At 67.4% G+C, this 14,622-nt stretch carries 8 protein-coding genes; 1 reads left to right on the top strand and 7 read right to left on the bottom strand.

All coding sequences use genetic code 11. The features are described 5' to 3' along the window. Window positions 1–10: 10 nt before the first annotated feature. Window positions 11–1,618 carry an aminotransferase class I/II-fold pyridoxal phosphate-dependent enzyme gene (locus tag GT613_RS11985; protein WP_009304386.1) on the bottom strand — a complete coding sequence of 536 codons (1,608 nt, stop codon included), beginning with the start codon at window positions 1,616–1,618 and terminating at the stop codon, window positions 11–13. A gap of 277 nt (window positions 1,619–1,895) precedes the next feature. Here GT613_RS11985 and GT613_RS11980 point away from each other — a divergent pair, with 277 nt between their 5' ends. Then, window positions 1,896–4,427: an excinuclease ABC subunit UvrA gene (locus GT613_RS11980; RefSeq protein WP_009304387.1), complete on the top strand. Its 2,532-nt coding sequence runs from the start codon at window positions 1,896–1,898 to the stop codon at window positions 4,425–4,427. Window positions 4,428–4,503: 76 nt separating this feature from the next. Here the strand turns inward: GT613_RS11980 and GT613_RS11975 are convergent, their stop codons facing one another. From GT613_RS11975 to GT613_RS11950, 6 genes are all read right to left on the bottom strand, one after another. Next, the gene (locus GT613_RS11975) at window positions 4,504–4,827 is read right to left on the bottom strand and encodes a YolD-like family protein (RefSeq protein WP_161172637.1); all 324 of its coding nucleotides are present in this window, start codon (window positions 4,825–4,827) and stop codon (window positions 4,504–4,506) included. Then, complete coding sequence (locus tag GT613_RS11970; RefSeq protein WP_009608574.1) at window positions 4,820–6,151, bottom strand: DNA repair protein; 1,332 nt, start codon at window positions 6,149–6,151, stop codon at window positions 4,820–4,822. The genes GT613_RS11975 and GT613_RS11970 overlap by 8 nt, the downstream gene beginning before the upstream one ends. Before the next feature lie 87 nt (window positions 6,152–6,238). Continuing rightward, window positions 6,239–7,546 (bottom strand): FAD-dependent oxidoreductase, encoded by a 1,308-nt coding sequence (locus tag GT613_RS11965; protein ID WP_035578263.1) that lies wholly within the window; start codon window positions 7,544–7,546, stop codon window positions 6,239–6,241. Window positions 7,547–7,715: 169 nt separating this feature from the next. Continuing rightward, entirely contained in the window at window positions 7,716–9,509 is a 1,794-nt protein-coding gene (locus GT613_RS11960; RefSeq protein ID WP_161172636.1) for an ABC transporter ATP-binding protein, read from the bottom strand. Window positions 9,510–9,603: 94 nt separating this feature from the next. Beyond that, on the bottom strand, window positions 9,604–11,790 hold the full coding sequence (locus tag GT613_RS11955) for a YhgE/Pip domain-containing protein (protein ID WP_161172635.1): 2,187 nt from the start codon (window positions 11,788–11,790) through the stop codon (window positions 9,604–9,606). Then, the gene (locus GT613_RS11950; RefSeq protein ID WP_114516214.1) at window positions 11,783–14,428 is read right to left on the bottom strand and encodes a YhgE/Pip domain-containing protein; all 2,646 of its coding nucleotides are present in this window, start codon (window positions 14,426–14,428) and stop codon (window positions 11,783–11,785) included. Before GT613_RS11950 ends, GT613_RS11955 begins: the two co-directional genes overlap by 8 nt. Between the last annotated feature and the right edge of the window lie 194 nt (window positions 14,429–14,622).

The following is a 14,622-nucleotide window of genomic DNA, read 5'->3' as shown; positions in this document are numbered from 1 at the left end:
GCGCGCGCCCTCACGCTTGCCGGTAGCGGCTCAAGAAGTCGCCCAGGTCGCGCATGGCGTCGCCCAGCACCTCGATGCGCGGCAGGTACACCACGCGGAAGTGGTCGGGCTTCTTCCAGTTGAAGCCGCCGCCGTGCACCACGAGCAGGCGCTTCTCGTGCAGCAGGTCGAGCGCGAACTTCTCGTCGTCCGTGATGTTGAACTTCTTCACGTCGAGCTTCGGGAAGATGTAAAAGCCCGCCTTGGGCTTCACCGCGGTCACGCCGGGGATGTCGTTCAGCGCGTTGTACACGTACTCGCGCTGCTCGTACACGCGCCCGCCCGGCACGATGTAGCTCTGCACGCTCTGGTGTCCGCCGAGAGCCGTCTGCACGATGGACTGCGCGGGGACGTTCGAGCACATGCGCATGTTGCACAGCATGTTGACGCCCAGGATGTAGTCGCGCGCCCGCGCCTTGTCTCCCGAAAGCACCATCCAGCCGATGCGGTACCCCGCCACCATGTGCGACTTCGACAGGCCGCTGAACGTGACGCAGAACACGTCGGGCGCCATCGAGGCGATGGAGATATGCTCCAAACCGTCCATGACGATGCGGTCGTAGATCTCGTCCGAGAAGATGATGAGGTCGTGCTCGCGCGCGATGTCGACGAGCTCCTGCAGCACCTCGCGCGGGTAGAGCGAGCCGGTGGGGTTGTTCGGGTTGATGATGACGAGGGCCTTCGTGCGGCTCGTGATCTTCTTGCGGATGTCGTCCATATCGGGATACCATTCCGCCTGCTCGTCGCACACGTAATGCAGCGGCGTGCCGCCGGCAAGCGTGACGCACGCCGTCCACAGCGGGTAGTCGGGCGAAGGAACCAGCACCTCGTCGCCGTTGTCCAGCAGCGCCAGCATGCTGAGATTGATGAGCTCGCTCACGCCGTTGCCGGTGTACACGTCATCGATGTCCACGCCCTGAATGTGCTTGAGCTGCGCGTACTGCATGATGGCCTTGCGCGCCGAGAACAGGCCCTTCGCCGACGAGTAGCCCTCGCATTCGGCCAGCTGGCGGCTCATGTCGAACACCATCTCCTCAGGCGCGCGGAAGTCGAACGGCGCCGGGTTGCCGATGTTGAGCTTCAGGATGCGCGCGCCGGCCTCCTCCATGCGCTCGGCTTCCTCCACCACCGGCCCGCGCACGTCGTACAGTACGTTGTCCAGCTTGGTCGACTTCTTGATCTCGCGCATGGTATCGCTCCTCGGTTCGGTACGGTCGATGATCGGCGTCGCGGAGGCGTCCGCGTGCGCCCCGGCTGCGGGGGCCGCTCCCCCTGCGCCCTGCGATGCGCTTGCCGGCCTGCTCACGCCGTCCGCGGTGCCGCGGGACACGGTTTCAGGTTCAATTTCCCCCGCGCCCTCCATCAGCCATGCGGCGGGCACGCCCAGCACGTCGGCCAGCACCTCCCCCACGGGCCTGCGGGGCACCGTTTTGCCGTTCGCATATTGGCTGACCTGGCTTTTCCCAAGCTTCATGCCGCGATCTCCCGCGATGCGGATGAGATCGGCCTGCTTGTAGCCTTTGGCTGCCATCGCGCGGGCCAGACGCTCGGCGAACGTTTCCTGCTTCTCGGTCATCATCGCTCCGTAAGTTCAATTTCGCTCCGGATAAATTGAACTCATTAAAGCAGGTTCTTGAACTCTTTACTATACTTGAACCGAAAGTTCATTTTTCCGGCACGTTTCCGAGGGCCGATGGTCAACAGGGGCTAAATGTTTCGGCTGCGAACCGTCGCCAACCGATGCGCTCCTCCGCATCCGCGGCACGCGAGCCGACCGCGCTCGTGCTACCATACGCTTCGACGAAACGCAGAGCCGAAAACGGCGACGACACCCGACGAACCCCAAGAGGCGCACCATGGATCAACAGAGCGCGACGGCGGCCGACGCAGGCCGCGACCTGCACGGCCCCGACCGCATCGAGGTGCGCGGAGCGCGCGTGCACAACCTGAAGAACATCGACGCCAGCATCCCGCTGAACCGGCTCGTCGGCATCGCGGGCGTGTCGGGGTCGGGCAAGTCGTCGCTCGCCCTGGGCGTGCTGTACGCCGAGGGGTCGCGGCGCTACCTGGAAGCGCTCTCCACCTACACGCGCCGCCGCCTGACGCAGGCGGGCCGCGCCTCCGTGGACGAGGTGCTGCACGTGCCCGCCGCGCTCGCCCTGCACCAGCGGCCCAGCGTGCCCGGCGTGCGCAGCACCTTCGGCACGTCCACCGAGCTGCTGAACAGCCTGCGCCTGCTGTTCTCGCGCGCCGGCAGCCACGTGTGCCCGAACGGCCACCGCGTGCCGCCCACGCTGAACGTCGCCGCCGAGCGCCCCATCACGTGCCCCGTCTGCGGCGTGGAGTTCTTCGGCCCCGGCGCGGAGGACCTGGCCTTCAACAGCGGCGGCGCCTGCCCCGAGTGCGACGGCACGGGCATCGTGCGCACCGTGGACCTGGACTCGCTGGTGCCCGACGAGGGGCTCGCCATCGACGAAGGCGCCGTCGCGCCCTGGAGCACGCTCATGTGGGACCTCATGAAGCAGGTCGCGCGCGAGATGGGCGTGCGCACCGACGTGCCCTTCAACCAGCTGACGCCCGCCGAGCGCGACATCGTGTTTTCCGGCCCAGCCGAGAAGAAGCACATCCTGTACAAGGCGAAGAAGACCGACACCTTCGCCGAGCTGGACTTCACCTACTACAACGCCGTCTACACCGTGGAGAACGCGTTGGCGAAGGTGAAGGACGAGAAGGGTCTGGGGCGCGTGGCGCGCTTCCTCAAGCAGGGCGTCTGCCCCGAGTGCGACGGCACGCGCCTCTCCCCGGAGGCGCGCCTCCCGCAGGTTGCGGGCATCGACCTGGCCGAGGCGTCCGCGAAGACCCTCGACGAGCTGGTCGCCTGGACGGACGCCGTGCCCGAAGGCCTCACGCCCGAGATGCGCCCGATGGCGCACAACATCGTCGAGTCGTTCCAGCACACGGCGCGCCGCCTCGTCGATTTGGGGCTGGGCTATCTCGCGCTCGATCGCGCGGGCTCCACGCTGTCCACCGGAGAGCGCCAGCGCGTGCAGCTGGCCCGCGCCGTGCGCAACCGAACCACCGGCGTGCTGTACGTGCTGGACGAGCCGTCCATCGGCCTGCACCCCTCCAACATCGACGGGCTCGTCGAGGTGATGCGCGATTTGCTCGCCGACGGCAACTCGGTGGTCATGGTGGACCACGACACGCGCATCCTGGCCGCCGCCGACTGGCTCGTGGAGATGGGGCCGGGCGCGGGCGCGGACGGCGGAAGGATCGTCGCGCAAGGGACGCTGACCGAGGTGGAGGCGAACCCCGCCTCGTTGATAGGCGGTTTTCTCTCCGGCGCGGAAACCGTGCGCGTGCGCGAGCGCATTCCCGCCGCCGACGTGTTCGCCCACGGAAGCATCGAGCTGGCCACCGAGGCACTGCACACCGTGAAGCCGCTCGAGGTAGCCGTCCCGCGCGGTCGCTTGACCGCCGTCACCGGCGTGTCCGGCTCGGGCAAGACGACGCTCGTGCTGGAAAGCCTCATCCCCTCGCTCGTCGCGAACGCGAGCGGCGCGAAGCTTCCCGCCCACGTCAAGCGCATCGAAGCCGCGGGCATCGAGCGGGCGAACCTCATCGACGCCACGCCCATCGGCTCGAACGTGCGCTCCACCGTGGCCACCTACGCCGGGGTGCACGACGAGCTGCGCCGCGCCTTCGCGCGCACGCCCGAAGCCAAGGCGGCCGGGCTGAAAGCGGGCGACTTCTCCTACAACACGGGGAAGCTGCGCTGCCCCGAATGCGACGGCACGGGCTCCATCAGCCTGGACGTGCAGTTCCTGCCCGACGTGGACATCACCTGCCCCGTGTGCGGAGGCTCGCGCTACGCCCCGGAGGCCTCCCGCATCCACCGCGCCGCTGAGGGCTGCGAGGATCCCGGCTGCACGCTGCCCCAGTTCATGGCCATGACCGTGGACGAGGCGCGCACGCCCGCGTCCGGCTTGAAGAAGGCGCGCGCCCGCCTGGACACGCTGCACAGGCTGGGCTTGGGCTACCTCACGCTGGGCGAGGCCACGCCGGCGCTGTCGGGCGGCGAGGCGCAGCGCCTGAAACTCGCCAGCGAGATGGGCCGGGCGCAGGACGATGCCGTGTTCGTGTTCGACGAGCCCACCATCGGCCTGCACCCGCTCGACGTGCGCACCCTCCTGGGCGTGTTCGAGCGCTTGGTGGAGCAGGGAGCGACGGTCGTCGTGATCGAGCACGACCTGGACGTCATCGCCAACGCCGACTACGTGGTGGACCTCGGCCCCGGCGGCGGCGCCTCCGGAGGCCGCATCGTGGCCGTCGGCACTCCCGAGCAAGTGGCCGACAACCCCGAGAGCGTCACCGGAAGGTACCTTTGATGCACCATCGCACGTGCATCATCGCCCGAAAAACACGCAAAACGGCCTTCGAGCGTGTTTTTCGGGCGATGATGCGTCACGCGTCCGTCCGGATGTCCGCGATGTCGTCGAGGGGGATGCGGGTGCGGACGACGGTGACGGTGCGGCCCGCGAGGTCGATGTCGCTGACCAGGCCGCGCGCGGTGACGTACGCTTCGCCGTCGTAGTGGACGATGCACGCCATCTCGCGCCGTTTCAGCTGGGAGAGCTTTCGCGACAGCTCGAGCGCCTGCTCGTCGGTCAGCTCGCGCTTCGGCTCTGCCACGCGCTCGCGCTCGCGGATGAGGTCGTAGTAGCCTTTGAGCGCGGCGAACGGCATGAACTGCTGCGCGCGGTCGGCGCGGGGTCGGCGCTCAGGCATGGTGCCCTCCGATCTGCTCGTTGCGCTCGCGCGCCGTGGCCTTCTCTTTCAAGCTGGTGCCGCGCAGAAGCGCGTTCTTGCCGAAGCGCCCCTTCACGGCCAGCACGGCCTGCTGCAGGCGATGTTCCTCGGCCTCCGCTTCCACGTCCGAGAACAGGTCCATCGTGGCGAACTCCTCGGGGAGCACCCCGCCGACGCCCACGTTGATGCGGCGGATGGGCGCGTCTTTGCGCGTGGTCTCGTCGAACAGGTCGAGGAACCGCGGCATGAGCTTCGAGTAGAGGTTCGTGCGATCCGCCTGCCTGCGCGTGGAGCCGGTGTGAGAGAAACCGCGGCGGCCGCTTGCGGGGCGCCTGCCGTGGCCGCCGTCGAAGAACGCGCCGTCCGATTCGCCCGCACGCTCGCCTGGACCCTTCGCGTACCCCACGTACAGCGATATCGATCCGGCGACCAGACGTTTCTCCACGAGATCGAGCACCAGCTGATCCACCATCTCGCGCAGCACGTCGCGCGCTTCCTCGAACGAGTAGTCGCACGGCAGCACCTGGCCGTTGCCCAGAGAATGCCCGCTCGGCTCGTAGGCGTGGATGTCGGCGATGGTGCACGGCTCGACGCCGTGGGCGTGGTCGATCAGATACTCCGCGTTCACGCCGAACTCGCGGTACAGCGTGGCCTCGCTCATCTCGCATACGCCGCGCAGGTCGTACACCGCGTACTTCGCCAGGCGCCTCGCGATGCCCGGGCCGATGTTCCAGATATCGGTGATGGGCCGGTGGGTCTGGATAGTGCGCTCGAACTCGGCCTGGTCGAGAAAGCCGATGCAGTCCCGGGCGTGCTTCGCCGTGATGTCGAGCGCCACTTTCGCCAAGAACAGGTTCGGCCCGACCCCTGCCGTGGCGCGCACGCCCGTCTCGGCCAGCACCGCCTCCATGAGCATGACGGCGAACTCCCGGGCGCTCGTCCGGTACAGCGACAGGTACGGCGTCGCATCGATGAAGCATTCGTCGATGGAATAGGGATGGACGTCCTCGGGCGACACGAAGCGCAGGTAGATGGAGTAAATGTCGGCCGACGCCTCCATGTAGCGCTGCATGCGCGGCTTCGCCATGACGTAGTCCACGTTCTCGGGGATCTCGAACACGCGGCAACGGCTGGACAGGCCGAGCGCCTTCATGGACGGCGTGATGGCCAGGCAGATGGTCTTCTCCGTGCGGTCGGGATCGGCCACGACGAGGTTCGCCGTCAACGGGTCCAGCCCGCGGTCGACGCATTCGACGCTGGCGTAGAAGCTCTTCAAATCTATGCACACGTACGTGCGCTCCATCGCGCCGACCCCTTCCTCACCTAACCAGCACACTTGTTCGTTTAGTATAGCACGTTCGTCGCGGGATCGGAGGAGCCGCTGCCGCTTTCACACCGAGATCGGCTTCGTTGCCGGCCCTTCCAGCACCGTGCCGTCGGCGGCGAAGCGCGAGCCGTGGCAGGGACAGTCCCATGAGTCCTCCACGTCGTTGTGCGCGAGGCAGCAGCCCAAGTGCGAGCATCGGCGGCCCGGCTTCACCAGGTTCGCCGTCGAGGTGCCCAGGTTCGAGAACAAGCTGGCATGCAGCATGGAGCGCTGCGGCGAGAAGAGGCCCTGCACCGAGCTCCTCCCTTTCACGATGAGGTCGGTTATGGTGCGCGCGGCGACGTACGAGCCGGTCATGCCCCATTTGCTGAACCCGGTCGCCACGTAGTGGTTCGGACGGCTGCGACGATGCACGCCGATGTAGGGCCGGTGGTCCAGGCTCATGCAATCCTGCGTGGCCCACGCGTAGCGCTCCTGCGCCTCAGGGTACGCCGCATCCGTGAACGAGCGGACCTCGGCGTAGCCCTCGCTCGGCTTCGGCCCCTCTCCGGTGCGGTGCCCGCCGCCTCCCACCAGCAGGAAGTCCCGGTACGTGCGGAAGGAGAAGCCGCCGCCGTCGCTGATGAGCATGCCGTCCGTCAACGGCGCCCCTTCCAGCGCGATCACGTACGAGCGCATCTGGTGCTCCTTCATGAAGTAGAGTCCCGGGACGTTGACCAGCGGATAATGCGTCGCGTAGACGATGTAGTCGGCGGTGATCGACCCGCGATCCGTGCGCGCCGTGTTGCCCTCGACGCCGGTCACGAAGGCGTGCTCGTACACGTCGATGGAGGGGAGCAGCCCGTAGAGCAGCTTGAGCGGGTTGAACTGCGCCTGCCGCTCCATGCCGAGAGCACCCTTGTTCGGCAGCGGCACGGGAGCGCTCGCCAGCTCGTGATGCGGGATGCCCAACCGCTCGTAGGCGTTCCGCTCGCGTTCGAGGGCGGCGGCGGACTGCTCGGCGTACACGTACGCCGTTCGCTCCTCGAAATCGCAGGGAACGGAGGCGGCGAGCTGCCGCAGCCCCTCGACCGCCGCCTGGTTCGCCTCGAAGTACTGGCGCGCCCGGTCGGGCCCTTCCTGCTTGACGAGCTTGTCGTACACAAGGCCGTGCTGCGCGGTCACCTTCGCCGTCGTGTTCGCCGTAACGCTCCCACCCGCCCGGTCTTTCTCGGCAAGCACGCATCGGCATCCTGCCTGCGTCAGCAGGTAGGCGCTCAAAACGCCCGCCATGCCGCCGCCTATGACCAGCACGTCGGCGCGCACGTCGCCTTCGAGCATCCGAGCGCCCTCGCGCGGACGCACGGCAGTCGCTTCCCATAAAGAGGTCATGGCCAGCCCTTTCGCTTCGGTTCCGTTTTCACGGTCGCACACGATAGCGCGTCGAAGCTGCCGGGAAGCCGCTGGTGCGCGAAGCGTAGGACGCTCATTGACGAAGGGTTGACCGCGCGAAGCGCACGGCGCGCGGCGGCCCGCGCAAGGACGCCCCCTTCGCGGAGCGTCACTCCTCTTCCAAATACGCCCCCGTCTGGCGGCTCCAGAGGTTCGCGTACTCCCCGCCCTGCTCGATGAGCTGGGCGTGCGGGCCGTCCTCAGCCACCTTGCCGCCGTCGAGCACCACAATGCGGTCGAGGCTGGCCACGGTGGACAAACGGTGCGCCACCACGATGGACGTGCGGCCGCGCATGAGCGTGGCCAGCGCGTCTTGCACCAGCTGCTCGCTTTCGGAGTCGAGCGCGCTCGTGGCCTCGTCCAGCACGAGCACCGGGCAGTCGGCCAGAAGCGCCCGCGCGATGGCGATGCGCTGGCGCTGCCCGCCCGACAGCTTCACGCCGCGCTCGCCCGTGACGGTATCGAAGCCCTGCGGCAGCCGCTCGATGAACTCCAGCGCGTTCGCCTGGCGCGCCGCTTCGCGGATCTGCTCCATCGTGGCGTCGGACCGCCCGTAGGCGATGTTCTCGGCGATGCTGCGATGGAACAGCAGCGCCTCCTGCGGCACGTAGGCGATCTGGCGGCGCAGCGACTGCTGCGTCCCCTCGGCGATGTTCTGGCCGTCGATGAGGATGCGCCCCTCCTGGATATCGGACAAGCGCAGCAGGAGCTTCGTGAGCGTGGTCTTCCCCGCTCCGCTCGTGCCCACGAGGCCCACGCGCTGGCCTGCGGGGATATGCAGCTCGAAGTCGTCGAACACGTGCGTGCACGCGTCGCCGTCGGTGTACCAGAAGTCAATGCCCTCGAAGTCGATGGCGCCCTCGCGCACCTCGAGCTCCGGCGCGCCGGGCTTGTCGTCCACGAGGCGCGGCTCGTCGAGGATGACGGTCATGCCGCTCGCATCGCCGAACGCGCGGTTGAAGCGCTGCAGCCCGTTGTTGATGAAGTTGAACTGGTTCGTCACCGTGTAGGTGTAGGTGAACATCACCACGAGCGTGCCGGGCGTGATGCCGTACCACGCGTTGCCGCCCGCGATGAACACGGCCACCACGCTCATGATGGCGATGGTGATGCACGCCGTCACGATGCCGCGCGTCAGCGAAGCCCACATGCGCTTCGAGTCGCGCGCCACCACCTCGCGGTTCGCCTGGTCGAACAGCCCCCGCTCGTAGTCCTCGCGCCCGTAGGTCTTCACCGCCAGGATGTTCGCCACCGAGTCGGACAGCTCGCCCGACAGCTGGTTCTGCGCGCTGGCCGCCTGCTCGTTGAGGTGCAGGATGCGCTTGTACATGTAGTACGACACGCCCGCGTACACCGCCAGCAGCACCATGAGGATGGCCACGTACACCGGCACCCGCGGCGCGAGGATGGCGCAGGTGAACACCACCGAGCAGATGACCGGCAGAAACGGGAACGTGATGGTTTCCAGCAGCAGCTGGTAGGCGCTCATGAACTTCGTCGTCTGGCTGACCAGCGTGCCGCCGAAGCGGTTTGAGTGGAACGACATCGACTGGTTCGACAGCGCGTCGAACGACATGGTGGCCAAGTCGTAGGACGCGGCGATCTCCAGCCGGTACATCGTGTAGTCCTGCACCTTGCTGGCCGCCTGGCCGGCCACGTTGATGAGGATGAGCGCGGCGATGTAAGGGCCGAACACCGCGAACACCTCGTCGGGCGCCACCGAGCCCGCGCTCACGCGGTCCACCACGAGGCTCATGACGTAGGGGTTGCCGTACGAAAGCAGCGCCACGAACAGAAACGTCGCGGTCATGAGCGCGGCGAACAGCCCGAGGTGCTTTCGGGTGACCAGCCAGAAGTAATGGAGCGTGCGACGCGTCGTCGACGGAGCACCGGTTCGTGCCATGCGGGATTCCCTTCTCTTTTCTCGGCATGATTATGCCACAAGAAGGCAAGCCCCGGGGGCGCACCGCCGGGGCTTGACAAGGAAGCCGCAGGCCCTATCCCACGAGCTTGGACGACTCCACCTGCTCGACGTACCACGTCATGAACTTCGAGAGCGGGCCCCGCAGAACGAGGCCGACGAGCGCTGCGGGGATCAGGAACAGCAGGAGCAGCCCGATCTCCGTCCAGAAGTCGGCGCCGTAGGTGCCGAACATGGCCGCCCGCATGGCGTTCACCACGTGCGTGGCGGGAAGCCAGGGGCTCAGGGCCTGCACGAACGGCGGCAGCAGCTGCAGCGGGAACGACCCGCCGCACCCCGTCACCTGGATGATCAGCAGCAGCACCGCAACGGCCTTGCCGAGGTTCGCGAACGCCGCCACCAGCGCGTATATCAGGAACGTGAACACGAGCCCAGCTATCCAGAAGCACAGCATGAACAGCGTCGGCTCGGCCACCTGCACCTGCAAGAACAGCAGGTTCCCCAGACCCATCACCGTGGTCTGCGCGAGCGACAAGAACGCCAGCACGCCGAAGCGCCCCATGAACAGCTGGCGGGGCTGCGGGTCGGACAGCTGCTCGCGGGTGCGGTCGGAAACCGTCGGTTTCACCACCACGAGGATCAGAAGCGACCCGATGAACAGGGCGAGCGTCGTGTACAGCGGAGCCATGGCCGAGCCGAAGTTCTCAGCCGGGAACACGGCTTCGCGCTCGATGCCCACCGGCGCCGCGAGCGCCTTCGACAAGAGCTGCGCGTCGGCTCCCAGCACCGCGCGCAGCGCGTCCGCGTCGCCTGCGACCAGCGCCTCGTCCACACCGTTGGCAAGCGTTTCCAGCTCGCGCGCCGTTCCGCGCAGCTTCTGCGCCGCCTCGTCCACCCGTGCGCGCGCGTCGCCCAGCACGTCGGCGGCCGAGCCCGCCGACGCGGACAGGTCGGCGCCCGACGAGCGCAGGCCGTCCAGGCCGTCGCCCATGTTGGCCGCGAGGACGCCCGCGCTGTCCGCGAGCTGCTGCAAGCCCGGCTTCAACCCGTCGTCGAAGGAGGCCGCGAGGTCGTCGGATGCCTGCCGCGCCTCGGCCGCCAGCCGCTCGACCTCCGCACGTTGCGATTGCACGTCGGCGTTTCCAGCCTCCAGCCTCTCGGCTGCGGCGCCCAGGTTGTCGCGCATGCCCTCCATAAGCGAGACGACGGCGCTCATGCGCGCGATGACGGCGTCGAGCGCCTGCTGGGCATCGGAAGGCAACGAGCCTCGCAGCTCCTCGAGCTGCTCTATGGCGCTACGGTACCGCGCGATCTGCGCGTCCACAGCTTCGGCCTGGCCCCGCAGCCCTGCCGCGCCCTGCGCGGCACCGGTCGAGGCGGCGTCGAACAGCGCCCCTGCGGAGGCAGACACCTCGTCGAAGCGCGCGGCAGCACCGTCGAGTGCGCCCGCAAGGTCGTCGACCGACCCTTTCACGGCCGTCACCAGGTCGGAGGCCGACGTAGAGCCCTGAGACGATGCGGCGTCGAGGCCATCGACCCCGTTTTGCGCTGCGACTACCAGCTTGCCCGAGTCGCTCGCGAGCGTCTGCGCAGCGCCGGCCAGCGACGAATACAGTTCCAGCACCGACGCCATCCGTTCGGCTTGCGCTCCCATGTCGCGCACTTTCCCCGACACACCCGCAATGCGCCCGCCCACGTCTGCCTCGTCGGCGTAGGCGGACATCGACTCGGCGATGCCCAGCGCCACTTCTGACAACGTCTGGGCGAACACCTCGTTCACCTGGTACGATACCGAATCGGCACCTTGATCGGTGATCTTCGGCGCAATAGCGCTCTTCTTCTCGTTGGCGTAGTAGACGATACGGGCGTGCTGCACGTCCTCGGAGTAGAACGTCAGCATATCCTTGCTGAACCCCGCGGGGATGACCACGGCCGCGTAGTAGCGTCCCGACCGCGCGCCGTCCACCGCGTCCTCCTCGGTGGTGAACGTCCAGTCGATCTGGTCATTTGCTCGCAGAGCCGACACCACCCGCTCGCCGATGTTCACGCGCAAAGGCACGAGATCGCTCTCGTAGCCGTCGTCGACGTTCGCTACCGCCACCGTCAGGTTGCCCGTGTTGTCGAACACGTTCCAACACGCGATGACGTTGTACCACGCGAAGATCGACGGCATCACCACGAGCCCGATCACGATGATCACGCTCATCGCGTTCGCGAACAGCCGCTTGAAGTCGCTGCGCACGATGCGGATCACGTTACCCACGGACGACGCCCCCTTCCGCATCCTGCGCTTCATGCGCGTCGGAGGCGCAGGCCGCGGCGGGCGCCGGATCACCGGACGCCTCGTCGTCGGACGAGCGCACCATGCGGTCGCGCGCGCCGCCCAGCTCCAACAGCCCCTCGTCGCTCATACCTTCGAGCCTCATCTGGCGTTCGAGCCCCGCGCGCAGGCTCTCCACCACCACGAGGAACACGAACACCACGACGAGCCAAACCAGCCACGCCGTGAGCAGCTGCACCTTCTCGGCCGGCGTGAGCGAGAACACCACCGCAAGCGCCACGGGCACCGAAAGCCCCAAGGCCAGCGCACCGCGGATGAGACGCGGGTACCATCGCTCGAAGCGCTCCATGCGCGCCCGCAGCTCCTCACGATACTCCTCTTTGTCAGACAACGCTCTGAACAGCTGCGACACGCGATAGGGGCGCGCGGGGATCTCCACGTCCTCCCCGTTGAAGATGCCGCTCTCGCGCACCTGGCAGGCCACCATGCGGTTGACGTTCGCCATGAGCGGCCGCACGAGGATGCCGAACGCCATGAACAGCGCGAAGAATAGCGCGAGCATCCCCAGGGCGTCGACGTACTGCGATCCGTAGAAGCCGAAGATAGCCTCGCGCATGGCGGAGATGCCGTAAGTGAAGGGGAAGAACGGGTAGACGGCCTGGAAGAAGCTCGAGGTCATCTCGATGGGATACAGCCCCGTCGCGCCGGGGATCTGCGCGAACACCAGCACGATGCAGATACCCTTGCCGATATGCTGCAGGGTAACCGACAGCGCGTAGATGATGCTGAGATAGGAAAGGGAGGCCACGATGGCAGCGAAGAAGAGCGCGGGAGCGTTCGCCGCCTGCACCCCGATGGCCAGCACGCCGGCGCAGCAGATCGCCGCCTGCAGCACCGCCATCGCGGCCAGCAGCAGGAAGCGCCCCAGGTAGCGCTGCGTGACGGTGAGCTTGCGCACGCCTTCACCGTCCACTTCCTGCTTCATGATGACCAGCAGCATGAACGCGCCGATCCAGAACGTGAGGTTCATGAACAGCGGAGCCATGGCCGAACCGTACGCGTTCAGCTCGTACAGCTGCTCGGTGACCAGTTCGGTGGGCGAGCCCATGAAGTCGGCGATTTTGGCCGCGTCGAGGCCGTCCTCGCCGAACGCCTTCGCGAGCGCTCCCGATTCGCCGAGCGACAGCACGTCGGTCTGCACGGTGGACAGGCTTTCCTCCAAATCGGCAAGGATGCCGTCGGTCTGGCCGAGCGCCTCACGCGCGGCGACGAGCGTGGAGGTCAACTGGCCGATCGCCAACTCGGTCTGGTCGATCAGCAGACGTTGGTTCGACACGGCGGCCGCGAGCGAAGACGAAACCGCGCTCAGCTGCGCGAGGCTTCGGTTGACGGTGGGAACCGTATCGCCGAACAGGCCGTCCGCGTACGCCCCCGCTGCATCGGCCGCGCCCTGCACCGATCCGTCGAAGGACGTTCCCGCTTGGGACACCGCGCGCGCGAGATCGCCCGCTTGCCTGTTCGCCGCGTCGAGAGCGTCGAGCGTCGCCTGCGCGTCGGCCGCACGCTGGTCGAGCGCATCGGCGACCGCGACGAGCGGCTCTTTGGCCGCATCGCCTTCGGGCAGCGCCTGAGCCGCCTGGCGCACCTGGGCGGCCAGCGCCTTGCTCTCCTCGGCGGCGGCGCGGCCCTGCGCGATGGTCGCGCCGATGCCCGCCTGCGCCTCGCCCGCCGCCGCGGTCATGCTGCCGACGGCGCCGTTCGCTTTCGAGGACGCTTCCGACACCGTGCGGATCGTCTTGTTCACGGCGGGCATCGCCGCCGAGGAAAGCTCCGCGGCCTCGCCCTGCAGCTGGGAGGTCAGGTTCGCGATGGCCGCGAGGGCGTCGCCCGCCGCGGCGATGTCCTCGCGCGCCCGTCCGAGCGCGTCTTTGGAGCCGTCAGCCTTGGCCTGAGCTTCGTCGGTGGCCGCGACGATCCCGTCAAGCGTGGCGCGCGCCTCGGATATCGCCTGCACCGCGCCCGCCACTTTGACCGCCGCCCTCGCCTTCGATGCGTCCAGCGCGTCGTTCGACTCCGCCAACGCTCGGTCGACCGCGCCCACGGCCACATCGCTCACCGTAGAGACGAAGGTGGAGTTGATCGTCTCGTCAAGGGTGCTCGCGCCCGTGTCGGTGATCTTCGGCGCCACGGGCCCCGTCTTCTCGTTCACGTAGTAGGCCAGCTCGGGCTGCACGAAGTCGCCGGTGGTCAGCGACAGCAGCCGCTCGGTGAAGTCTTCGGGTATGACGAACGCAGCGTAGCTCGCGCCCGCATCGAGTTCGTCCATGGCAGTGGCGCGATCGACGAACGCCCAGTCGAGCTGCTCGTTTTCGCGCAGCTCCTCCACGATCATATCGCCCACGTGCAGCTCGCCGGTCAGCTCGCTGGAAGCGCCGGCGTCCTCGTTCACCACGCACACGCGCAAGTTGCCCGTGTTGTCGTAGGGGTTCCAGAAGCCGACCACGTTGTACCAGGTATACACTGAAGGCAGCACGAGCAGCGCGATTACCACCACCAGCGCGCAGGGCGCCTTAAGCAGGCGCAGCACATCGCGCTTGAATACGCGCAGAACGTTACCCATTGCCCGTCGGACCCCTCTCATCGCTCGCTCGAAAACAACCCGAACAATGATACCTCCTCCGTTGACACTCCGTCAGCCCCGATTGACGATCCAACCCCTTCCGTCAATCGCACGCCGCGCATAGCACAACAGGTTGCTTGCAGATAAGAGCATGTTCGACGAGGCGGCTCCACAGCTCACGCAAGCTCCTTTGC

The sequence above is a fragment of the Eggerthella sp. BIOML-A4 genome (genome assembly GCF_009875575.1).
Taxonomy (GTDB): domain Bacteria; phylum Actinomycetota; class Coriobacteriia; order Coriobacteriales; family Eggerthellaceae; genus Eggerthella; species Eggerthella lenta.
This window is presented reverse-complemented; position numbering and strand designations above follow the sequence as displayed.